Raw genomic sequence first — 22,874 nt, forward strand, 5'->3', positions numbered from 1 at the left:
TGATCTTTATACACCTAAACCCAGGCCACCGACCTAGGTGTAAGAAACCTAGGTCGCATTGGTAATTGCGCGCCCATATTCGTATAATCGCCCCCATTAAGTCTTATAGACGTTATAATCCTGCGCGACTCTGTACCACCAAGGAAACCAAGATGAACTTTGATAACATCCCCGCCGGTAAGGATCTGCCCAACGACGTTTACGTGGCAATTGAAATCCCGGCCAACCACGCTCCTGTCAAATACGAAATCGACAAGGACATGGGCGCCTTGATGGTTGACCGTTTCATGGCTACCCCGATGTTTTATCCGGCCAACTATGGGTTTATTCCGCACACCCTGGCTGACGACGGCGATCCTATTGACGCCCTGGTAGTGACACCTTACCCGGTAGAACCAGGCAGCATTATCCGTGCTCGCCCGGTGGGTGTTCTCAACATGACCGATGAAGCAGGCGAAGATGCCAAGCTGGTCTGCGTTCCCCACGCCAAGCTGTCCTCCTTGTACGATGACGTTCAGGAAGTGACTGATCTGCCTGAGCTGCTGCGCCAGCAGATTGCGCATTTCTTCGAGAACTACAAGGATCTCGAAAAAGGCAAGTGGGTCAAGGTGGAATCCTGGGAAGGCGCCGACGCCGCCCGCAAGGCGATTGAAAAAGCCTTTGCTGCCCACAAAAAAGCCTGAAGCAGTTTGTCTTTCTGAAAGCTGCCTATGGTTTGAAAAAACAGGTTGTATCAACGGGTCGCCATAAGGCGACCCGTTTGCGTTGCAACCCGGATTAAGCAGCGATTAAACCCCGCGTCATGAAGGCGCATGCCCCTGCGCGGGGAGTTTTTGCCAGGGTAAGCTGTCACAGCGACACCGACCGCCATGACTCAAGGACATTCCGTGCCATTTACTCGCCATTTATCACTTCTTATCACTGCCCTGCTCCTGACGGCGCTGACGCTCGGTTTATGGCCCCAGGTCAGCCAGGCGCAATGGTTTTCCTCCAGCGATCAGGGGGAGTTCCTGCCTGTGCAGGAGGCCTTCCAACCCAGCGCCTGGCATGATGGCGATACGCTGTATATCGGGATGGAGATCACTGAAGATTACTATCTTTATCGCCATCAGTTTGCGGTTCAAAGTACAGACGAAAACACGACGCTTGACGCCCCGCAGCTGCCAGAGGGGCAGTTTATCACCGACGAGTTTCTCGGCGATGTCTATGTGTTTCGCGACCAACTGGTGTTTGAGGTACCCATTGCAACGCCTCACGGTGGCCCCTTACCTATCCGCCTGACGTATCAGGGCTGTGCCGATGCCGGGCTTTGCTACCCGCCAGAAACCGTTTCCTTACAGGCCGTCCAGTCTCAGGCGCCAGCGGCATTTGCTGACTGGCAGACTTCGCAAGGCGCTACCCAGGAAAACGCATCTCAGCAGGCTACTGGCAGCGCTGCCAATCAAGGTGCTGACAACCCGGATGCTGTCAGCTCGAACGTAGGGGCAAACAGTTTCAGCGGTGCACAAAGTGATGACCGTCGCTTTACGACCCTGCTCAGCGAGGCGAGCCTACCCCTGGCGCTGGGGCTGTTCTTTATTGCCGGGCTAGGGCTGACCTTTACGCCCTGCGTGCTTCCCATGATCCCGATTCTGTCGTCTATCGTGGTCGGCCAGAACCCGACCAAGCCGCGCGCCTTTGTGCTGTCCGCCAGCTATGTGCTGGGCATGGCCCTGACCTATGCGCTGGTCGGCGTGCTGATGGGCCTGTTTGGTGCTGGGCTGAACCTCCAGGCACACCTGCAATCAGCGCCTGTGCTGATTGTGTTTGCGATCCTTTTCAGCCTCTTTGCCCTGGCCATGTTTGGCGCTTTTAACCTCCAGCTATCGCCACGCTTTGCCAACCGTATTGACCGCTGGCAGGCCCGCGCCCAGCGCAGTGGCCCCCTGGGGCTGGCGGTGGCCGGGGCGCTATCCGTGCTGGTGGTTTCTCCCTGTGTCACCGCCCCTTTGGCGGGCGCCATGGTGTTCATTTCCTCCACCGGAGACGCCTGGCTGGGGGGCGCAGTCCTGTTTGCCCTGGGCATGGGCATGGGGCTACCGCTACTGCTGGTAGGTACTTTTGGTGCCACCTTGTTGCCCCGTTCGGGCGGCTGGATGGAAGGCGTCAAGATTGCCTTTGGCCTGCTCCTGCTCGGCGTTGCGATCTGGATGGTTGAGCGCCTGGTGCCCGCATCAGTGGCGCTGCTGTTATGGGCTGCCCTGGCGATCGGCACTGCCCTGGCACTGGGCGCGCTCAACTTTAATCAGCCGCAGGGCTGGGGCCGTGCGCGCCAGGCGTTGGGCATCCTGCTGCTTGCATGGGGCCTTGCGCTGGTAATTGGCGCCGCCCAGGGAGGCAGCAACCCGCTGCGTCCGCTGCAAGTGTCCTCCAGCGCTTCTTCAGGCAGCACTGAGCAGCCAACTCTGGCCTTCCAGAACGTCAACAGCCTGGCCGCTCTCGAAAACGCGATCAGCCAGGCGGACGCCCAGAGCAAGCCGGTATTTGTTCACTTCACCGCCGATTGGTGCATTTCCTGTAAGCAGTTAGAACGCGAGGTCTACCCGACGCCCGAGGTGGCTTCTGCCTTGAACGACTATGTACTGATCAAGGCCGATGTTACCCAGACGGATCAGCGCAGCCGTGAACTGCTTGAACACTTTGACCTGTTCGGTCCGCCTAGCCTGCTGTTTTTCAACCAGGGAGAAGAAGTTGTCGATGCGCGCATTCAGGGTGAGGTCAGCGCTGCTCAGCTGTCTCAGCATCTGGGTGAGCTGAACCGCTGGCTGGCAGGTTGAAGGACCTGCCCTCAAACGCCTGTCATTCAGGGTATTTGGCGGTAAGATCATCAAACGTTCAGGCAAAAGCGACCCTTGCTGGTTGGGGCTGGCGTTGCTGGACAATGGCGTCGTTTTTCGGCAAACTTTGCGGTTATCAAGATCAAAACTGTCGCATAAATTGACCGACTCTCAAGCAAGATTCATCAACGTGCCGGTTTATGGCGTTTTTTGATCCCGGTTTACTACGCCTTGTCTGCCTGATTCAAAGCGCTGTGTTGCGCGTCTACCATCAGGCTGAGCAAGGCCATATTTTTCATATTTCGAGTGTAGGACAAGTCAATGGATATCCGTAAAGTCAAGAAACTGATCGAGCTATTGGAAGAATCCGACATCAGCGAGATCGAGATTCAGGAAGGTGAAGAGTCGGTTCGCATCAGCCGACATCCTAACGGCATCCCTATGGCTTCTTACCCGATGCCCCAATATGCGCCTCAGGCTCCACAAGCCCCTGCACCGGCAGCAGCCAGCCCCAGCCCGGCCGAGGCTGAGCCGGAAAGCGCTGCGTCTGCCTATCGCGGTGTTACCGTCAACTCACCGATGGTGGGCACTTTCTACCGCAGCCCGGCGCCGGGTTCCAAGTCATTCGTTGAAATCGGCGACAGCGTCAAGAAAGGCGATACTATCTGTATCGTTGAAGCCATGAAGATGATGAACCAGATCGAAGCTGATCGCGATGGCGTCATCGAGGCCATTCTTGTCGAGGACGGTGAGCCGGTTGAGTTTGATCAACCCATGCTTTCCATCGCTTGACCTCCTCTTTCTGACACGGGTGGACTTCCCCATGCTGGACAAGGTACTCATCGCCAATCGCGGCGAAATTGCCCTGCGTATTCTGCGCGCTTGTAAAGAACTGGGCATCAAGACCGTGGCAGTGCACTCCAAAGCTGACCGCGAACTGATGCATGTGCGCCTGGCCGACGAAGCTGTCTGCATTGGCCCTGCATCCTCAGCGCAATCCTATCTCAATATTCCCGCCCTGATCAGCGCCGCAGAAGTCACCGACTGCAGCGCGATTCACCCGGGTTACGGTTTTCTTTCCGAAAACGCCAATTTTGCTGAACAGGTTGAGCGCTCTGGGTTTACCTTTATCGGCCCGCGCGCTGACACCATCCGCCTGATGGGCGACAAGGTATGCGCCATCGAGGCGATGAAAAAAGCTGGCGTGCCGACGGTACCCGGCTCAGATGGCCCGCTCGGTGATGATGAAGACACCCTGCTGGCGACTGCCAAGCGCATTGGTTACCCGGTCATCATCAAGGCTGCCGCCGGTGGCGGCGGGCGCGGGATGCGCGTTGTACACACCGAGGCGCACCTGCTTTCGGCCATCAACGTCACCCGCACCGAGGCGCATTCCGCGTTTGGTGACGGCACGGTTTACATGGAAAAATTCCTTGAAAAACCGCGTCACGTCGAAGTTCAGGTACTCGCCGACGGCCAGGGCCACGCTATCCATCTGTATGACCGCGACTGCTCATTGCAGCGCCGTCATCAGAAGGTACTGGAAGAAGCCCCGGCCCCCGGCATTGATCCGGAATCCCGCGCCAGGGTACTGGAAGCCTGCCGGCAGGCTTGCCTGACGATCAACTACCGCGGCGCTGGCACCTTTGAATTCCTGTATGAGGATGGCGATTTCTTCTTCATCGAGATGAACACCCGCGTTCAGGTTGAGCACCCCGTCACAGAGATGGTCACCGGCGTGGATATCGTCAAGGAGCAGCTGCTGATTGCTTCCGGGCATCCCCTCTCGATCACCCAGGATGATGTCAAGGTGAGCGGCCATGCCTTTGAGTGCCGGATCAACGCTGAAGATTCACGCACCTTCATGCCATCGCCTGGCAAAGTCACGCTTTACCACTCACCGGGTGGTCTGGGCGTGCGTATGGATTCTCATCTGTACACGGGCTACACGGTGCCGCCGCACTACGATTCGCTGATCGGCAAGCTGATCACCTGGGGCGCAGATCGTGATATTGCCTTGACGCGCATGCGCAATGCCCTGGATGAACTACTGGTGGAAGGTATCAAGACCAACATCGACCTGCAGAAGGATCTGGTGCGCGACAGCTATTTCCGCCAGGGCGGCGTCAATATTCATTACCTGGAAAAAAAGCTCAGCTCCTGATTGCAACATCGGACGCTGACCAGCGGGGTGGCCAAGGCTGCCCCGTTTTGCTTTCCCAGCATGCCGCCCACCTTTTCAGCCACAATAACGCTGACAAGACAGCGATCCGCTGTTGAATCCCCTAGCATTCCCCCGCCGCGTGGAGACCCTCAATGCCCTGGCTACAACTCAGCGCTCATGTAGCGCCCGAACAGGCAGAATTACTCGAAGACCTGCTGGTGGATGAAGGAGCGACCGCCATCGCCCTGCAGGATGCTCACGACGACCCTGTATTTGAACCGGAGCGTGGCACAACGCCGCTGTGGCAGGATACTATCCTGACAGGCCTGTATGATGACCTTGAAGGCATCGATGCCATGCTTGAACGCTTGCAGGCCGCCTGGGCTGAACATTACCCGGAAGAGCCCTGCCCGGCTATCAGCTATGAATTGCTCGCCGACCGTGACTGGGAGCGCGAGTGGATGGAAGACTTCAAGCCACTGCAGATGGGCCAGCGGCTATGGATTGTGCCTAGCTGGCATGCGCCGCCCGAACAGGATGCCGTCAATCTGATTCTTGACCCTGGCCTGGCGTTTGGTACCGGCACTCACCCTACCACTGCCCTGTGCCTTGAGTGGCTTGACGGCTTGGCAGTGCAGGGTGAACTGGCCCAGGCCAAGGTATTGGACGTGGGCTGTGGCTCCGGCATTTTGGCCATTGCCGCCCTGAAACTGGGCGCTGCCCACGCTGATGCGACTGATATTGACCCTCAGGCCTTGCAGGCCAGCCGTGATAATGCCCAGCGTAACAGCATAGAAGAGTCACAACTGGCGCTTTATTACCCAGAGCAACTGCCCGCAGGTGATTACCCTCTGGTAACGGCCAATATCCTGGCTGGCCCGCTGGTCGAACTGGCTGGAATGATTGCCAGCCATGTGGCACCCGGAGGGCGCATTGCCCTCTCTGGCATTCTGGCCAACCAGGCGGAAGAGGTACGCGATGCCTATCAGGCCCAGGGCTTGTTGATGGATGAACCCACCCTGCGCGAAGGCTGGGTCAGGCTGACAGGTCAACGCTCGGCCGGTTGAGCGGGAGCAAATCAGGCGTATTGTGTTGCAAGTGGCCTTCACCCATGGGGCGAGTCAGCGTATCATACTGACCCCCACGCGCTGCGTATCGGTTAACCCATGAGCTGAATGCTATGCCTCTAACCTCATCACTGCCAACCATTGGCGACTATGAACTGCCTAATCAGGTCATTCTCGCCCCTATGGCGGGCGTTACTGACCAGCCTTTCCGGCAGCTCTGCCGCCGTTTGGGGGCAGGCTGGGTAGTGGGTGAGATGGTCACGGCAGACCCTAGCCTGTGGCATACCCGTAAATCCCAGCAGCGTATGAACCATGCTGGCGAACCATCCCCCAGGGTCGTGCAGATTGCCGGGGGCGACGCCGAGATGCTGGCCCAGGCGGCCCGCCTGAATGCCGATCTTGGCGCCCAGGTGATTGATATCAACATGGGCTGCCCGGCCAAGAAAGTCTGCAATAAGGCGGCAGGCTCTGCACTGTTGCGCGATGAGCCTCTGGTTGCGCGGATTCTCGAAGCCGTGGTGGAAGCCGTTGAAATCCCGGTCACCCTGAAGATTCGCACCGGCTGGTGTGCCGAAAGCAATAACGGGCTTACCATCGCCAAGCTCGCCGAGGCATCCGGCATTCAGGCCCTGGCGGTACACGGCCGCCACCGCCAGCAGCGCTATAATGGCCAGGCCGAGTACGACACCATTGCCGAGATTAAATCCCGGCTGTCCATACCGGTATTTGCCAATGGCGATATCAACAGCCCGCAAAAAGCCCATGATGTGCTCCGCCACACCCAGGCTGATGCGGTCATGATTGGCCGCGCCGCCCAGGGCAATCCGTGGATTTTCCAGCAGATTAGCCATTACCTTGAATATGGCAGTGTGCTGGCGCCCCCAGCGCTCAGCGAACGCGGCCATGTCCTCAGTGAACATCTTGGGGCACTGCATGAATTTTATGGGGCCACCATGGGGCCACGTATTGCCCGCAAGCATCTTGGCTGGTACCTGGACACAGATGAGCGCTTTGATGCGGCTCAGATACGAGAACTGAAACGCCAGTTTAATGCGTTGACCTCGCCCAGCGCTCAGCTGGAATGGATCCACAAGGCGATGGCTGATGATGCTAATGAGCGCCTCTTCGCTAAAGGAAGCCATGCCGCATGAAAGAACCGGCTATTTCAACCAATTCTGCTTTATCGAATACCTCTTCCAGTACTGCGCCCGGCACCTCTGCCGAGGCCAGTGCCAGAGCAAGTGATACGCCTCCCCAGCCTCTGCGCGAAGCCGTTGAAGCTTCCATGCAACGCTATTTCGAGCATTTGGATGGCGGCGAGACCAGCGATCTGTACGCCATGGTGATGGCCGAAGTCGAGGCGCCCCTGCTGTCCTCCGTGCTGGCTTACACCGACGGCAACCAGACACGCGCAGCTGCCGTGCTGGGGCTGAATCGTGGCACACTGCGTAAAAAACTAAAGCACTACGGTCTTCTTGAAGGTGATGCCCCCTGAATCGGGCCTTGCTGTTTTCTATCCATCGTTTCTGCTTAAGAGCACCCCTAATGGCTGATACAACTGCAACTCCTGTACGCCGCGCTTTACTTAGCGTGTCAGACAAAACCGGTATTGTTGACTTTGCTCGCGGCCTTTGCGAACAAGGCATTGAACTGCTTTCGACGGGCGGCACCTTCCGCCTGCTGCAGGAAAACCAGATCGCGGTCAAGGAAGTCTCCGAGCACACCGGTTTTCCCGAAATCATGGATGGACGCGTCAAGACGCTGCACCCCAAGATTCACGGTGGCATCCTCGGGCGTCGCGGCCAGGACGATGTGGTCATGGCCGACAACGATATCGCCCCGATCGACATGGTGGTCGTCAACCTCTACCCCTTTGCCGCAACGGTTGCCAAGCCAGACTGCACACTGGAAGATGCGATTGAAAATATCGATATCGGCGGCCCTACCATGGTACGCGCCTGTGCCAAGAACCATGCCTACACCACCATCGTCGTCAACGCCGATGATTACCCGCGCATCATGAGCGAACTGGCTGCCCAGGATGGTCAGGTCAGTGCCACCACGCGCTTTGATCTGGCCGTCAAGGCCTTTGAACACACTGCAGGCTACGATGGCGCCATTGCTGACTTTCTCGGCCGCCAGATCAGCGATACCGATCAGCAGTTCCCGCGCACCTTCAACCTCCAGCTGCACAAGAAGCAGGATATGCGCTACGGTGAAAACCCCCACCAGGCAGCGGCCTTCTATGTCGAGCCTGATGCCACGCAAGCCAGCGTCGCAACAGCCGAGATGCTGCAGGGCAAGCCGCTATCCTATAATAATGTCGCCGACACCGATGCCGCCTTTGAATGCGTCAAGGCCTTTGATGAAACCGCCTGTGTAATCGTCAAGCATGCCAACCCCTGCGGGGTTGCCGTTGGCGAAAGCGCACTGGATGCCTACGACAAGGCGTTTGCCACCGACCCGACCAGTGCCTTTGGCGGCATTATTGCCTTTAATGTGGCGTTGGACGCCGACACGGCGCGCGCCATTATCGACCGCCAGTTTGTCGAAGTGCTGATTGCCCCTGGTATCAGCGCAGAAGCTGCTGCTATCGTGGCTGAAAAGCAGAATATCCGCCTGCTGGATGTCAGCGCCCACTGGCCTGCCAGTCAACAGGCCTCACTGGACTTCAAACGTGTCAACGGTGGCCTGCTGGTTCAACAGGCAGATGATGGCATGGTCGGACGTGACGACCTGAGCGTTGTCAGTGCGCGCACCCCGACCGAGCAGGAACTACGCGACCTGGCCTTTGCCTGGCGTGTTGCCAAATTTGTCAAATCCAATGCGATTGTCTACGCCAAGGCTGGCCAGACGATCGGCGTTGGCGCCGGACAGATGAGCCGGGTGTATTCCGCCAAGATTGCTGGCATCAAGGCAGCAGACGAAGGCCTTTCAGTGCCGGGGTCGGTCATGGCGTCGGATGCTTTCTTCCCGTTCAGGGATGGCATTGATGCCGCAGCGGCTGCTGGCATTACCGCCGTGATCCAGCCTGGTGGTTCCATGCGCGATCAGGAAGTCATCGACGCCGCCAACGAAGCCGGTATCGCCATGGTGTTCACCGGCATGCGTCACTTCCGTCACTAAAACCGATCAGCACAGACACATCCGTAAGGCTCACCCTTGAAAGCATTGATTAAATGAGGCTTGAATGAGGTGAGCCTGGAGGCTCTGATAGTAAAGCTAGGCCTTACTACCGCGATTCAGCGGCAAAGTGCCGTACTCCTTTACCGGCTGAATGGCAACCTTGCTGCGAATATCACTCACCCCGGTAAGCGTAGCAAGTGAACGCCATTCCCGGCGTCGATTCAGCTACCATGAGCTGCTTTTCCGTTATACTGCAGTATCTTTAATTTTCGACACACCTTACGACCCTCTGTCTGAGCACCTCATGCCATTTTCAAAACTAGGCTTATCCCGTCCTCTTGTTCAAGCGATTACTGAGCTCGGTTACAAAACACCAACGCCCATCCAGGAACAAGCGATTCCTGCCATTCTTTCGGGAAAAGATCTAATTGCCACCGCACAAACCGGAACAGGCAAAACCGCTGCCTTTGTTCTGCCTCTGCTGGAACAATTCAATAAAGCGGAAACATTGCGCGGCAAACGCATCCGCGCGCTGATTCTGGTGCCAACCCGTGAGCTGGCGGTTCAGGTCGAAGCCAGTGTGGCTCAATATGCGACACACACGCACTTAACCTCTATGGCCGTCTATGGTGGTGTGGATACCCAGCCTCAAAAAGAGCGCTTAATAGAAGGCGTGGACATACTGGTCGCCACACCGGGCAGACTGCTGGACCTGGCACATCAGCGCGCGCTGCACTTTGATGAACTGCAGGTGCTGGTGTTAGACGAAGCCGACAGAATGGTCGACATGGGTTTTGTCGATGACATCCACAAAATCATCGTACGCCTGCCTGAAAACCGTCAGAACCTGTTGTTTACCGCCACCATGACCAATGACGTTCGCGCCCTTGCCTACGGTTTTTCAGATAGCAAGATGACCGACCTGGCGGCTGACATCTCCATTTCTCCGAACATCCGCGCCGCCGCTAATATCAAACAGTGGCTAATCACGGTAGACAAAGACATCAAATCCGCCTTGTTGAGTCATTTGATCAGCGAGCAAGCGTGGGATCAGGCACTGATTTTTGTCGAGAAAAAACACAGTGCAGCCAAGCTGGTTGCCCAGCTGGAAAAACGCGGCATCGAAGCAGATTCCATTCATGGCGGCAGAAGCCAGGCCATGCGCGAAAAGGTGTTGGCACAGTTCAAAGCAGGCGAACTCAAGTACCTGGTGGCCACAGGGGTAGCCGCCCGGGGTTTGGATATTGGTGAACTGAGCCGTGTGGTAAATTACGATTTACCTTATCAACCGGAAGAGTACATCCACCGAATTGGCCGAACTGGCCGTGCGGGCGCCTCAGGTGAAGCCATTTCTCTTGTCGACATCAGTGACTTTAAAAACCTGTGCGCAATTGAAAAGCGTTTGAAAAATACGATTGAGCGCAAAGAAATTGCCGGTTTTCCGGTTAAAAAAGCAGTCCCTGCTTCCAACTTGAATCACGTTAAAAAAAGCAATCGTTAAGTCTTAACAAAGAAGCTCACTTTTTAAGCGGACACAAGGGTGAGCTTCTTCTCTACTCAGCGGGCGAAAAAGCATCCAACAGCTCGGCATTCGTGGGGTATTTCTCCAACAGCGCAAGCAGTTTCTGCACGCCTTCTATTGGCTTAAGATGCGTTAGCGCTCTGCGCAAAGTACGTACTTTTTCAATATCCTTTGCATCAATCAGCAGTTCTTCTCGGCGGGTACTGCTTTTGGCAATATCAATCGCCGGAAAAATCCGTTGATTGGCCACGTCGCGTGATAGCACGAGTTCCATATTGCCCGTGCCCTTGAACTCCTCGAAAATCACCTGATCCATACGGCTTCCCGTATCCACCAGCACGGTGGCTAGAATCGTGAGCGAACCACCGTTTTCGATCTTTCGCGCGGCACCAAACAGTTTGCGTGGTATTTCCATCGCCCGCGCATCCAGCCCACCCGACATCGTACGGCCAGTACCTCGCTGCTCAGCATTGTGAACGCGCGAAAGTCTGGTAAGAGAATCGATCACAATCATCACATTATGACCCTCGCAGGCTTGCTTACGCGCTGTCTCAAGGAGTTTATCTGCCATACGCACATGGTGGGTGTAGCTTTCGTCTGACGACGATGCATGTACCTCTGCCGACACACTGCGCTTAAAGTCGGTCACTTCTTCAGGGCGCTCATCAATCAGCAAGGCGTATAGTTTTATGTCAGGGTAAGCCTCTGCAACGGCTTGGCAAATATGTTTTAACAGCGTCGTTTTGCCAGAGCCTGGCGGCGCAACAATTAACCCTCGTTGTCCCATCCCAATAGGCGTAATCAAATCCATCGCTCGCACAGTAAGCTGCTTAGCATCAGGCGCTAAAACAATGCGTGGAGAAGGATGAATCGCGACGCCATTTAAAAAACGTTTTTCGGGATCATTAAGGAATTGATTGTCAACTTCGTCGGCGGGCTTGGCGTCAATCTGCCTTTTTGTCTTTAGACTTAGTATTTTTCTCGCCATGGTATTGGGGGGTCGCCTTGAATAACCTGAATTTATAAAATAGCTACATAATAGCCAGCCGACAGGACGTATCGTTGCGGCAATTTGTTAACTGAGGTGGACCCAATCAGTTGATCTGAGGCAGGTGCTGGCTGGCGATTCTTCGGAGTGAGTGATCGGGAGAATCATCGCGAGCTGAAGCTCCTTCCTTCACCGCAACAGCCGCCATCTGGCAGCTGCTTTTCTTAAAGCGCTATGCTTTCCTGGGCTTTGAAGGCAAGTTCAATCAGCTGTTCCAGGTTTTTGGCATTTTCGCGTATGAAGGCTTCTTCACTTAACGCTTAGGCTTTCAGAACATAGCGCAGCGTTTCCACCACCTGATCGGTTGTCGTACACCATGCCTGAGCCTGGGCATCAACTTCCTTCAGGGGATGAACAATCTCTTCGCTGTGGAGGGTGATATAGGGTTTGGCCAGGGCTGCGCAGTAGCCCGCATCAAAAGCGGCGTTCCACTGCTTGTATTTGTCGCCGAAGCGCACCACCACCAAGTCCGCCTGTTCAATCATGGTACGGGTGCGAATGGCGTTGACCTTGGATGACTGATGATCGCGCCAGAAGCCATCGGCCGGTTTGCCCAGATGGTCGCCTGCGGCATCGCTGGCATCGTGGTCGGTGACCGGCGCAGTGAAGACGATATCCAGTCCGGCAGCATCTGCGCCCTGCTGAATCTCTTCACGCCAATCGGTGTGAATCTCGCCGGAAAGGTAAACATAAAAGCTCATAGCAGCTCCTGATCGTTGCGGATGTCATGATTAATTCACCTATCATAACTCACACACGCTTTATGGAAAAATATTCCATAAAAATCACGGCACCATGAGCTGCATATGAATTTTCCCTGGCCGGAACCAGGGCGCTGATTAACGCTGCGCAAGCTTCGCCATGCAACATGCCCTGTCCTTTTAAAAACCCGCTTTTCTAGGTTCCGTCATTAGATTGTACGTCTCAACCTGACGGACAAGGCGCCGTTACAATGGCTCACCTCTGCAGACACTGCTCGAAAGAGGTGAGCCTTCTGCGGTCTCTGATCAGAAAGAGGCCAGCAAATGCCCCTCGCCCTTTTGATGCTCAATTTCAGCGAGTGTGCGTGCACGCGGCTGCACAATCGCCTCATCAATATCAAAGTGGGCAATCGCCTCGCCCAACTGGCTTGAGCGCATGCGTAGCTCTTCACCTGTTGTCGCGGTTTGCTTGACTAAACCAGCATTTTGCTGGGTAACACCGTCCATCTGACTGACCGCCTGCCCCACCTCCCGTACAGCGCGAGCCTGCTCAACGCTTGCCTGGCTAATTTCACCAATCAGTTCAGTGACACCTTTAATAGCCTCCACGGCGAGATGCGTCTTGCTACTGGCCTGATTAACCAACGCGACACTTTGATCCACTTGCTGCAGATTGGTATTAATCAATGCACTAATTTGGCGCGAGGCATCGGCACTTCGAGTGGCAAGATGTTGTACTTCCTGAGCCACCACAGCGAAACCACGCCCCGCTTCACCGGCTCGTGCGGCTTCAACCGACGCATTAAGAGCCAGAATATTGGTCTGAAAGGCAATGCTGTCGATCAGCGATACAATGGTGACCACTTCTTTTGAGCGCGCACTCAATTCCTGCATGGCTGATTCCACCTGCCCAACAACGTTACCACCCTCGCTAGCCAGGGCAGCGGCCTCACTGGCCTGCTTATCGACCTTGCTTGCCCGTTCAGCGTTATGCTCAACGGTAGACCCCAACTCCTCCATGGCAGAAGCGGACTGGGTGAGCATACTGGCCTGTTGTTCAACGCGGGTTAGCAGCTCACTGCTATTCGTGGAAATCTGATAGCTATCGCCCTCAACTTCATAGGACGCCAAGCGAACACGGTTGATCGTCTCCGACAGCTGCTGCGTCATTTCTCCTAGCGCCGCCATAATACTGTTGTCAGCAAAGCGCTGCTCTCTGGTCGTAAAATCGCCTGAACCAATCGTCTGCACGTGCCGCCTGACCATTTCCGGCGTTGCTCCTAGGGTACGCTTGAGCCAGCGCCCCGGCAGTGCCGCAATCACCAGACTGATCACAATCGCCAGCCCCACCAGCCCGACCATGGTGGTCTGGAAAGAGCCCGTGAGTTCGCGCGTTTCACGTGTTTCCATCGCCGTGCGGCTTTCCTGCAGGTCAATAAACACATTGATGTCATCAAGCCACTGGCTAAACCCAGGAGCAGCCTCTTCATAAAGGATCAGGCGAGCGGCTGCCAGTCTATTATTCAGGCGGAACTCAAGCACTTCGGATACCGCTGCCTGAGTGCTTTGTGCCGTACGCTTGATTTGCGCATAGGCATCACTCTCAGCCTCGGTAACGTCACTCCGGCTGGCAAAAATACGATCAAGCGCCTCTTCTGCTGCAACATAGTCCTGTTCCAACGCCGCGATCAGGTCGAGCTGTTCCTGAATCGCACTGCTGGTGGTCAGCCCCACTACATCGCGCAAGGCAATCGCACGGTCATGCACGCTGCCGCGAAAATCAATGGCATGTCGCTGTTTAACACTATGCACATCGTTGATGCGCGTCAGCGCCTCATCGATAGCATTGACACGCTGAACACCAATCGCAGTGATCGCCACCATCAGAGCAATAATCACTGCAAAGCCCACCCAAAGCCAATGCTGAAAACTCATTGCAGAGAAACCCGGTACAGAAAAAACTTTGCGCGGTAAAAACATAAGAATTCCTTAAAGTGACAGAACAGTACTGGAAACATACTTTTTTAATTTTACAATTATTTTTATCAGCAAGTTACGTGCCAACAAACCCTAAACACTATTTTTATAAGTGAATTCAACACTGAAAATTGATTGATATCATCAATTATAAAAATTTTTCCAGTTAAATGACTGACACTTGGGATAAGTCATTAGGCGTTTGTTATTCATTACCCAACGGCTTGGATGGCATCTCTTGAATGACCGCTACGAATAAAGCGGAAAAGTTGGGTGCAAAACTAAATCTTCACAATCTATGACAATTGCCCGGAATATTCCGGGCTAGGATAGCTAACATTAAATAAAGTTAAAAAGACTAAGGATTCGTATGGATGGCTCCTATGGGCGGAGAAAACAATCTACATCGTTTCTGCATGGTGTTATGAGCAAGATAATCACCAAATAATGGCAGCGGCGTCATCTGGTCACTACTTTCCTATCCGCTGCTCTATTTGGCGGCATCTTCTTCACACCCTCTATGAACCTTGCTGTCCTGGCGCTGAGCGAGGCAAGGCTGGTCGGGATATCAGTCGCACTCTACTGTTGCCATCAACGGGATATACGCGCGAACAGCACAGAGGAGCTGCCGAGTTACATCCAGAACCATATTCAGCAAAACGATTTGAACAAGGAATACACCTAACTCCTGGAAAAACCTTCCAGCCACGGTGCTTTACTGTCAGCCACTTGAGCATTTAAGGAAGATTCTCATGATTGCCAGAGCAAACGCTAAACATGCCCAACAGGTGCAAACCAATTGCTTATTGTTAAGTTCTTCCGGCAGGACTGCCGATGAATGGCGGCAGCGCCTGAACGCGAGCGATATTGGTATGCTGGCATGGGTTGACAGCTTGCAAGCCGCACGCGCGTACCTTACCAGGCACAGGACCAGGCACAGGGTTGACATCATTCTGCTTGACCTTGCCAATATGGCAGCGCTTGCAGAGGCTGATATTCCGTTGCTACCGCGTTTAATGCCACCCGCCAGCAGTACATTACATGGCAGGGTGAATACCCATGATATTCTGGGGCCTGCGCTGGTTGGTTTCAGCCATACACTGGATGACACCACCTATCAATCCGCTATGCTATTGGGTGTCCACGAGTTTCTTAGTGCGCCTTTTCCCACCGCTGAAGTGCAACATCGATTAACCCGGGTACACGAACACGCCCAATATCGCCAACAGCGCGATCAGCAGATACGCTCGATGGAACAGCTACTCGCCAAGCGCTCACGTGAACTTAAACGTAACACCGAGCTTGATCCAGCCACCGAGCTGCCCAACCGGCGTGGGCTTTTGACCCAGTTACGCCGTCAGGTATTGGCAGGGCACGGTGCCGGGGTGGTGTTTGTGGCGCTGGAAGGTCTGGAAGACATCATCTGCCTGCATGGCTACCGTATCACCAAACGATTACTGCGCCATTTGACTCAGCGCCTGAAACGGTTGCTGACTTCAACGCAGATGCTTGGCTTGTGGGGTGGCAATGAACTGGTGATTGTTACCCACCATGGCACTACCACTGAACTGATTGGTTTCGCGCAGCAACTGCTTGGCTGCTTTGAACAGGAGCAGCAGCTCGAAGGCATGGCACTCACGGTCAAGGCGCGTCTGGGGTTAAGTCTATCAAGGGGCTATTTCGAGCCTGAGCGTTTGGTACAACAGGCCACACAGGCACTTCCTCCACCCGGGGCAGCGCCTCGCTGGCAGCTTTACAGCGATATTCAGGAAGAAGACCGCCGCCAGCAGGCATCTTTACTGAAGGCGTTGCGTACAGCCATTACACGCCAAGGATTCACACTCGCTTACCAGCCTAAAGTCGTGCTGGCAACCGGCCATGTAGAAGGAGCGGAGGTTCTGCTACGCTGGAATGACCCAGTGCATGGTGTGGTACCCCCAAGTGAGTTTATTCCGCTATCAGAGCGCAGCGGTGACATTCTGGCTATCGGCCACTGGGTATTTGAGGCCGCGATTACCCAATTGGCAGACTGGGAATCCATGGCATGGTTAAGCAAGGATTTCCACCTGGCGGTTAACGTGGCCGCGTTGCAGCTGGTGCAACCCGATTTCGCCAGCAGAGTGTTGAGCATGCTGCAGAGTGCCGGGGTGGCTACAAAACGCCTTACTGTAGAAGTCACTGAATCGGGGTTGATGGCCGACCTGGATCAGGCATGTCAACAGCTGCGGTTACTCCAGCGGGCAGGCGTGCGGGTGGCTATAGATGATTTTGGGATGGGCTATTCGTCTCTTTCCTACCTGAAAAACCTGCCTGTCGACACGCTCAAGATTGATCGTAGCTTCGTCAAGGATGTCATCAACTCATCGCCCGATCAGCGTTTGGCGCGCATGGTGACAGCGCTGGCCCATGGTTTCGGCTGCAACGTGGTGGCCGAAGGTATTGAAACCGACGCCCAGCACGAATGGCTGCATGCGATTGGCTGCGAGCAGGGGCAAGGTTACCTGTTCGCCAGACCGTTGGACGCTGATGCCTTTCAGCACTGGTATCGGCAGCAGATGCAGACGCGTCAGGAGCGACCCGCGCTTACAGGCATGAACGCTGTTTGCAAGCTGACGCCTGAACGGCGACAGACCAGCGATCACAGTGTCCGTATGCTGATGACGCTGATGGCGGGCATGGCGCATGAATTCAATAATCTGTTAGGCACTATCAGCGGTCTTTCCGAGCTCAATCAACACCTGCTAAGCGTAGACAATCCGATACATGCCAATAGCCTGCATATGCATAAAGCCAGTCAACGCCTGTCTGCCTTACTCGATGATATGACACAGTGCGTGGGGCGTTTCGCCATAAACCCCAGTATTGTTGACCCCATGTGTTTGATGCAATCAGCGCTGGAACACACTCGCATAAAATGGCCCGAAGGCCTGACACCCCAGCTAGAAGCCTCTCATGCGCCTGCACAGGCCTACCTGGACGGTGACTTTGTCATCCGCGCCCTGATGCAGATGATTTACAATGCCCTGGATGCCATGGCCAACCTCCCGGATCCTATGTTGACACTGAGTGTTGCTGAAGGCTTTAACGACCAGGGTGTCCCCTGCTTGTTGCTCGGCGTTCAGGATAACGGCAGCGGTATTGATGACGAGTACATCCCCTATGTATTTGATGCCTTCTTTACCACCAAGCCGCCGGGAGAAAACCGAGGCCTGGGTATGACCACCATTGACGTCTGTGCTTTTCGCCATGATGGCGATGTACTCCTTTCAAGCCTTCCTGACCAGGGGACTTATATTGCGCTGCGCCTGCCGTTACAAACATAACAGCTCGCTAGAAGCTCGCAGATGGCCCTGGCCAAAGGCCAGGGCCATGACAGCGGGCAACTACTGAACAGGCACAAAGACGGGCGCGCCATCGACCTCTACGCTGGCCAGGCGTTGCTGGTAAAGCCGTTCCAGGGCAGATGTCACCAGCATTTCGCCCTTTGGCCCCCAGCAGGCCTCTCCGCTGGGATATAAAAGCAGGATATGGTCACACCAGCGGGCAGCAAGGTTCAGGTCATGCAGGCACATCATCACCGCCGCGCCCTGCGCTGCCTGCTCGGCAAGTAGCGCCATTACCGCACTCTGGTGGTGCAGATCCAGATGGTTGGTGGGCTCATCGGCCAGCCAGATATCCGGCTTCTGGGTGAGTACCGTGGCCATGGCTACCCGCTGACGCTCACCGCCTGACAGCGTACTGGTCAGACGCTTGGCCAGATGAGCCGCATCCAGACGCTGCAAGGCGGCCTCCGCCAGACGGTAATCCTCGGCGCCTTCACGCTGCCAGGCAGAAAGAAACGGGTGCCGCCCGATCAGGGCGGTTTCCATCACTGTGGCCGGAAAGTCATCATGGCGCTCCTGAAAGACCATGCCCAGACGGCGGGCAATCTGGCCACGCTTTAGCTGCGCAAGGCAGACGCCATCAATAAGCACCCGACCTGAACGCGGCGTTAAAAGCCCGGCCAGGGTATGCAACAGCGTGGTTTTACCCGCCCCGTTAGGGCCCAGCACTCCCCACACCTGCCCGGCCTCCAGCTGAAAGGAGAGCGGCACGCCCGGGGCGCGCTGCGGCACCCTGATCACCAGGTTGTCGGTTTCCAGACGGGTCATGAACGGCTCCGGTTGAGCAACAGCAGAAACATCGGCACACCCAGCAGCGCAGTAATTACCCCAACCGGTAGCTGCTCGGGGGCAATCACGCTGCGCGCCAGGGTATCCGCGACAACCAGCAGCAGGCCTCCGCTCAGCGCACAGGCAGGCAGAATCAGACGTTGATCGTTGCCCAGCATAAGGCGCAGCATATGCGGCACCACCAAACCAACAAAGCCAATAGTACCGGCACTGGTGACGGCTGTGGCGGTCAACAGGCTGGCGATCAGATAGATTCCCCAGGAAAGCCATCTGACATCCACTCCGAGGGCAGCGGCCTGCATGGGCCCGCGCGCCAGCACGTTCAGGTGGCGGCCAAGCGGCATCAACAGTAGGCAAACCAGCAACAGCAGCGTCAATGGCACCCAGGGGGCTCGGGCGTAGGAAAGATCCCCCATCAGCCAGAACAGCATGCCGGGCAAGGCCTGGGTGGGGCTGAGCGATAGCAACAGCGTGATCACAGCGCCCCAGCCTGAAGCAACAACCACGCCCGTCAATAGCAGGCGCGAAGGCGTCCAGCTGCCCTCTCCCCGCGCTAAAGCAAACACCAGCAGCATGGAGAGCAAGGCACCACCAAAGGCAGAGCCGGACAGCAGCACACCACCTAACCCAGCCAACATGGCCGCCAGTGCCCCCACCGCAGCACCGCCAGAGATGCCCAGTACATAAGGGTCGGCCAGCGGGTTACGCAACAGGATCTGCATCAGGGCCCCGGCCACTGCCAAAAGCCCGCCCACCGCAAAGGCAGATAGCGCCCTTGGCAGGCGCAGCTCCATCACCAGGGTATGCGCCAGCGGCTCCCCCTGGCCCACAAACACGGCCGCCAACTGCTCCACGCCCAGAGTGGCACTGCCCACTATCAGCGCACCGCCAACCGCCAGTACGGCCAGCAGTGCAAGCACTATCAGCGGTAGTGCAAAGCGGGGCATCACGGGGGTGGCTCTACCAGCGTCGCCTGGCGGACGGTATCGAGTTGTTCGCATAACAGGCGCGCTCCCTGCGCCAGGCGCGGCGTGGGCCGCTGGATCAAGGAAGGCGGAACAAGAAAGAGATGATCATTGGCAACCGCTGAAAGCTCAGGGTATTGCCGCCAATGCTCGAACCAGTCGCGGTTATCTTCGCCGTTACCCCCCGTGACAATAGCGGCCGGGTTCCCTGCGATGACCACTTCGGGGTTAAGACGCGGCACCTGCCGAGTCTGCTCGCCCATGATATTGTCGCCACCGCACAGGGTAATAATCTGGCCGATAAAGTTTTCGTCATTGACACTCATCAGCGGTGTTTCCCAGACCTGATAGAAAACGGAGACGGGTTCAAGGTCGGCATAGCGCGCTTCCAGCGCTGCCATCTGGTTACGGAAGTCATCCGCCGCCGGGTAGCCCCGTGCTTCACTACCCGTGAGGCTTGCCAAACGCTCAATAGCGCTGGCAATGCCTTCAAAATGCTGCGGTTCTAGGTAGAAAACCGGCAAGCCCAGCGCGGCCAGTTTTTCCAGCTGGGCCGGAGGATTACCAGAGACCCAGCCAATCACCAGATCCGGCTGCAGGGAGAGCAAAGCCTCCAGGTCGATACGCTGATGATCACCTACCGAGGGCAGTTTCTCGGCCTCAGGCGGATAATCACTGTGCGCTACCACCGCCACCACCTGCTCACCAGCCCCGGCGGCAAAGGCTAGTTCGGTGGCGCCTGGCGATAGCGCCGCAATACGCTGCGCTGGCGCTTCAAGGCAAAGCTGCTCGCCAAGATCATCAATGGCGCAGTAGGACGCGTCAGCATTCACCGGCAGGCAGGCAGCCAGTAAAAGACCGGCAAGCCCGCTGCACAATGCGCTAGTGAAGCGTTTACTGGCCATAATGAACGCTGAGGAAGCCTGCGCGACCAGCGTTGATGTAGTCAAACGGCGTCGATGCAAAGGTCACCGGGTCAAACTCCTGTCCTTGGGCGGTGGTAAAGGTTTTATCCAGCACGTTATCCAGAGTCAGGCGCACTGACCACTGGGGAGCGAATTCCCAACCTGCGCGCAGGTTCAACAGCCCATAGCCTGGCAGGCGCTGCTGATTGGCGGCATCGTTGTAACGATGATCCTGGACGACCCAGGAACCGCCCAATAGCACTTCATCAAGCTGGTAATCCACATCCAGCCTTGCTGACTGGCTGGCGCGCCGCTGCAGACGCTTGCCCTGATTATCACCGCTGCGGCTTTGTGGGTCAGTGTAGGTCAAGGCACCGGCAAACAGCCAGTTTCCAAGCTCGGCGCCCAGGCTCAGTTCCGCGCCCTGAATGCGCGCCTTGTCCACATTGATGGGGGTGAAATTAGCATCCAGCGCAATCAGCTCATCCACCTCTGTCTGGTAGATGGCGGCGTCCCAGAACCAGCGCTCATACTGTCCGCGCACACCCAGCTCAAATGTGTCTGAGGATTCGGCGTTGAGATCCGGGTTGCTCGACCCGGCAAACGGGAAATACAGCTCATTAAAGGTCGGCGCCCGAAAGGCCGTACCGTAGCTTGCCCGCGCCACATGCTGGTCATCAAAGGCAAAGCCGAATGCCAGGCTACCGGTAACTTCATCGCCAAAGGCTTCGTTATCATCGTAGCGCAAGCTCAGTTGAGTCGTCAGCGGATGGAAATCCAGCAGCCCCTGGGCAAAGACAGCGCGATTGTAGCGGCTGCTTTCATTGAAGTTCAGGCCTGATGTCTCGCTGTCGCCCAGGTCATCCTCGGCCATTTCAGCGCCAATGATCACTTCATGCAGGCCAAACGCTAGGGTATTCAGCCACTGAGCGGTACGCGTGCGGCTTTCAAAAAGTGACGTATAAGCGGGCGCCTGGGTATCGCGCTCATCACGGGCCTCTGACAGCGTTAACCGGCTTTGCCAGGTGTCCGTTACCGGAAGTTCCGCGTATACGCCTGCCACCTGTTGAACAAAATCATCCTCAGCGGGCCCCGGGCCTTCAAATTCACTGTTACCGCGTGAGCGCAGCGCCAGAAAGCCCACTTCAGCGTCGTTATCATAGCGATGTGCAAGCTTGACCAAGCCACTGGTGGTGTCAAAGCCTTTATCTTCCCCATCACGGCGTATCGGCCCACCGTCAGTATCGAAGCGGCTACCCGCAAAGGTATAGCGGGTGCCGCCCTGCTGGCCGGAAAGCGATGCGGATACGCGCTGGCTAACGTGGCTGCCGCCGCCAATGGACACCCGAGGGCTGACACCTTCCGCCTGGCTGTCCAGGGTAAACAGCTGAATCACTCCGCCTACCGCATCAGCGCCATACAGGCTACCGCGCGGGCCACGCACGATTTCAGCGCGCTTAAACAGCTGAGGATCGAGAAATTCCCAGGCAGCGGCACCGGTAGTGGCCGAACGCAAACGAATACCGTCGATCAACAGCACATTGGCATTACTGCCGGTGCCGCGCATGAACAGGCTGGTCTGCTTGCCGTAGGTGCCTTGAGTCGTGATATCAACGCCCGGCTGGGCGCGCAGCAGCTCGGTCATGCTGGCTGGATTCTGACGGCGCAGGGCGGCTTCGTCGATAACACTGACGGAAGCCAACGACTCATTGGCGGTGCGCGGCGCCAGGGTTGCGGTGACAACCACAGGGTCAAGCGAAGCATTCGCAGTATCGCTGGAAGATTGGGCCTGCACGGCCTGGGGAATAGCAGCCAGCGTAAACAGCGCCAGCCCGGTAAAGGCGGAAGTGGAGTATGACATCATGGTTCCCTTGCTCTACGTGCTCACCCGCACGGCATTAATAAGTGCCAGAGCGTGAGGGCAAGAGAAGTATCGAGCGCTAACATCATCAGCACGTCAAGACTTCAAGAACGCCCTCCGCGTCCTGGCAGGTAACGGCTTTTTGCAAGCCTTCATTCGGGCCGGTCTCCGGGCTGACGAGAGAAAGGCTGTTAGGCACTTTCCGAGCGGCCGCCTTCCCATGCCTATTCAGCAGGCACAGTGGCGTTCTGGCCGTTCTTGACTCGATCACCGTTGCGGGGGCAGCGTTGGAATCAAGGCGTTGGATGACCCTTTTATACAGGCCACACACCCTCACCAACTTCCCGTTTCACCAGCAGTCCAGATAACTGCCAGCACCCAAATGATGGCGTAAACTAGCAACTTGGCGTGAGCGGGTCAATTTGACAGCTTGTTTTCAAGGGCATGAAGTGAGTGATGGAAGAGAAAATCCGCCCACAAAAATTATGTAATAAAACTACAAATAAACCCATATGCACGTATAATGAGCAGCAAATAAAGGCTTTAAAGA

17 protein-coding genes and 1 riboswitch are annotated in these 22,874 nt (G+C 56.2%); of the genes, 10 read left to right on the forward strand and 7 right to left on the reverse strand.

Annotated features, from left to right (window positions below; translation table 11 throughout):
• Positions 1-152 precede the first annotated feature (152 nt).
• From ppa to OR573_09290, 9 genes are all read left to right on the forward strand, one after another.
• Complete coding sequence (ppa, locus tag OR573_09250; protein XGA78710.1) at positions 153-683, forward strand: inorganic diphosphatase; 531 nt, start codon at positions 153-155, stop codon at positions 681-683.
• A 186-nt stretch (positions 684-869) separates the two neighbouring features.
• A complete protein-coding gene (gene dsbD, locus OR573_09255) occupies positions 870-2,816 on the forward strand; it encodes a protein-disulfide reductase DsbD (protein XGA78711.1) in 1,947 nt (648 codons plus the stop codon).
• 321 nt (positions 2,817-3,137) lie between these two features.
• Positions 3,138-3,608 (forward strand): acetyl-CoA carboxylase biotin carboxyl carrier protein, encoded by a 471-nt coding sequence (gene accB / locus OR573_09260; GenBank protein XGA78712.1) that lies wholly within the window; start codon positions 3,138-3,140, stop codon positions 3,606-3,608.
• A gap of 31 nt (positions 3,609-3,639) precedes the next feature.
• Complete coding sequence (accC, locus tag OR573_09265) at positions 3,640-4,980, forward strand: acetyl-CoA carboxylase biotin carboxylase subunit (GenBank protein ID XGA78713.1); 1,341 nt, start codon at positions 3,640-3,642, stop codon at positions 4,978-4,980.
• Positions 4,981-5,132: 152 nt separating this feature from the next.
• Complete coding sequence (prmA, locus tag OR573_09270; GenBank protein ID XGA78714.1) at positions 5,133-6,047, forward strand: 50S ribosomal protein L11 methyltransferase; 915 nt, start codon at positions 5,133-5,135, stop codon at positions 6,045-6,047.
• Between the two features lie 113 nt (positions 6,048-6,160).
• Positions 6,161-7,198 carry a tRNA dihydrouridine synthase DusB gene (gene dusB, locus OR573_09275; protein ID XGA78715.1) on the forward strand — a complete coding sequence of 346 codons (1,038 nt, stop codon included), beginning with the start codon at positions 6,161-6,163 and terminating at the stop codon, positions 7,196-7,198.
• Positions 7,195-7,542, forward strand: coding sequence for a DNA-binding transcriptional regulator Fis (fis, locus tag OR573_09280; GenBank protein XGA78716.1), 348 nt, complete (start codon positions 7,195-7,197; stop codon positions 7,540-7,542). The genes dusB and fis overlap by 4 nt, the downstream gene beginning before the upstream one ends.
• 50 nt (positions 7,543-7,592) lie before the next feature.
• Positions 7,593-9,173: a bifunctional phosphoribosylaminoimidazolecarboxamide formyltransferase/IMP cyclohydrolase gene (gene purH / locus OR573_09285; GenBank protein XGA78717.1), complete on the forward strand. Its 1,581-nt coding sequence runs from the start codon at positions 7,593-7,595 to the stop codon at positions 9,171-9,173.
• Between the two features lie 304 nt (positions 9,174-9,477).
• Positions 9,478-10,674: a DEAD/DEAH box helicase gene (locus OR573_09290; GenBank protein ID XGA78718.1), complete on the forward strand. Its 1,197-nt coding sequence runs from the start codon at positions 9,478-9,480 to the stop codon at positions 10,672-10,674.
• A gap of 52 nt (positions 10,675-10,726) precedes the next feature.
• Here OR573_09290 and rho read toward each other — a convergent pair whose 3' ends face one another.
• The 3 genes from rho to OR573_09305 all read right to left on the reverse strand — a co-directional run bounded on the left by rho (position 10,727) and on the right by OR573_09305 (position 14,379).
• Complete coding sequence (gene rho / locus OR573_09295) at positions 10,727-11,683, reverse strand: transcription termination factor Rho (GenBank protein XGA78719.1); 957 nt, start codon at positions 11,681-11,683, stop codon at positions 10,727-10,729.
• Between the two features lie 320 nt (positions 11,684-12,003).
• Positions 12,004-12,444, reverse strand: a complete 441-nt coding sequence (locus OR573_09300; protein ID XGA78720.1) for a YtoQ family protein — start codon at positions 12,442-12,444, stop codon at positions 12,004-12,006.
• Between the two features lie 306 nt (positions 12,445-12,750).
• Positions 12,751-14,379 carry a methyl-accepting chemotaxis protein gene (locus tag OR573_09305; protein ID XGA78721.1) on the reverse strand — a complete coding sequence of 543 codons (1,629 nt, stop codon included), beginning with the start codon at positions 14,377-14,379 and terminating at the stop codon, positions 12,751-12,753.
• 1,013 nt (positions 14,380-15,392) lie between these two features.
• Between OR573_09305 and OR573_09310 the strand changes: the two genes are divergently transcribed.
• Positions 15,393-17,744, forward strand: coding sequence for an EAL domain-containing protein (locus tag OR573_09310; GenBank protein ID XGA78722.1), 2,352 nt, complete (start codon positions 15,393-15,395; stop codon positions 17,742-17,744).
• A gap of 60 nt (positions 17,745-17,804) precedes the next feature.
• Here OR573_09310 and OR573_09315 read toward each other — a convergent pair whose 3' ends face one another.
• Genes OR573_09315 through OR573_09330 form a run of 4 tightly spaced genes read right to left on the reverse strand, consistent with a single transcriptional unit; the run spans position 17,805 to position 22,324 of the window.
• Entirely contained in the window at positions 17,805-18,572 is a 768-nt protein-coding gene (locus OR573_09315) for an ABC transporter ATP-binding protein (GenBank protein XGA78723.1), read from the reverse strand.
• A complete protein-coding gene (locus tag OR573_09320; protein XGA81708.1) occupies positions 18,569-19,540 on the reverse strand; it encodes an iron ABC transporter permease in 972 nt (323 codons plus the stop codon). Before OR573_09320 ends, OR573_09315 begins: the two co-directional genes overlap by 4 nt.
• Positions 19,540-20,463: a cobalamin-binding protein gene (locus tag OR573_09325; GenBank protein XGA78724.1), complete on the reverse strand. Its 924-nt coding sequence runs from the start codon at positions 20,461-20,463 to the stop codon at positions 19,540-19,542. The genes OR573_09320 and OR573_09325 overlap by 1 nt, the downstream gene beginning before the upstream one ends.
• Entirely contained in the window at positions 20,453-22,324 is a 1,872-nt protein-coding gene (locus OR573_09330) for a TonB-dependent receptor (GenBank protein XGA81709.1), read from the reverse strand. Before OR573_09330 ends, OR573_09325 begins: the two co-directional genes overlap by 11 nt.
• Before the next feature lie 141 nt (positions 22,325-22,465).
• Positions 22,466-22,721, reverse strand: a riboswitch (cobalamin riboswitch).
• Positions 22,722-22,874: the final 153 nt, after the last annotated feature.

The sequence above is a fragment of the Halomonas sp. CH40 genome (assembly GCA_041875495.1).
In the GTDB taxonomy this organism is placed as follows: Bacteria; Pseudomonadota; Gammaproteobacteria; order Pseudomonadales; family Halomonadaceae; genus Vreelandella.

Bases quoted from the DNA above. Each gene is read 5' to 3' on its own strand.
- ppa (XGA78710.1), top strand. From the start codon at position 153: ATGAACTTTGATAACATCCCCGCCGGTAAGGATCTGCCCAACGACGTT.
- dsbD (XGA78711.1), top strand. From the start codon at position 870: ATGACTCAAGGACATTCCGTGCCATTTACTCGCCATTTATCACTTCTT.
- accB (XGA78712.1), top strand. From the start codon at position 3,138: ATGGATATCCGTAAAGTCAAGAAACTGATCGAGCTATTGGAAGAATCC.
- accC (XGA78713.1), top strand. From the start codon at position 3,640: ATGCTGGACAAGGTACTCATCGCCAATCGCGGCGAAATTGCCCTGCGT.
- prmA (XGA78714.1), top strand. From the start codon at position 5,133: ATGCCCTGGCTACAACTCAGCGCTCATGTAGCGCCCGAACAGGCAGAA.
- dusB (XGA78715.1), top strand. From the start codon at position 6,161: ATGCCTCTAACCTCATCACTGCCAACCATTGGCGACTATGAACTGCCT.
- fis (XGA78716.1), top strand. From the start codon at position 7,195: ATGAAAGAACCGGCTATTTCAACCAATTCTGCTTTATCGAATACCTCT.
- purH (XGA78717.1), top strand. From the start codon at position 7,593: ATGGCTGATACAACTGCAACTCCTGTACGCCGCGCTTTACTTAGCGTG.
- OR573_09290 (XGA78718.1), top strand. From the start codon at position 9,478: ATGCCATTTTCAAAACTAGGCTTATCCCGTCCTCTTGTTCAAGCGATT.
- rho (XGA78719.1), bottom strand. From the start codon at position 11,683: ATGGCGAGAAAAATACTAAGTCTAAAGACAAAAAGGCAGATTGACGCC.
- OR573_09300 (XGA78720.1), bottom strand. From the start codon at position 12,444: ATGAGCTTTTATGTTTACCTTTCCGGCGAGATTCACACCGATTGGCGT.
- OR573_09305 (XGA78721.1), bottom strand. From the start codon at position 14,379: ATGAGTTTTCAGCATTGGCTTTGGGTGGGCTTTGCAGTGATTATTGCT.
- OR573_09310 (XGA78722.1), top strand. From the start codon at position 15,393: ATGGCAGCGCTTGCAGAGGCTGATATTCCGTTGCTACCGCGTTTAATG.
- OR573_09315 (XGA78723.1), bottom strand. From the start codon at position 18,572: ATGACCCGTCTGGAAACCGACAACCTGGTGATCAGGGTGCCGCAGCGC.
- OR573_09320 (XGA81708.1), bottom strand. From the start codon at position 19,540: ATGCCCCGCTTTGCACTACCGCTGATAGTGCTTGCACTGCTGGCCGTA.
- OR573_09325 (XGA78724.1), bottom strand. From the start codon at position 20,463: ATGGCCAGTAAACGCTTCACTAGCGCATTGTGCAGCGGGCTTGCCGGT.
- OR573_09330 (XGA81709.1), bottom strand. From the start codon at position 22,324: ATGTCATACTCCACTTCCGCCTTTACCGGGCTGGCGCTGTTTACGCTG.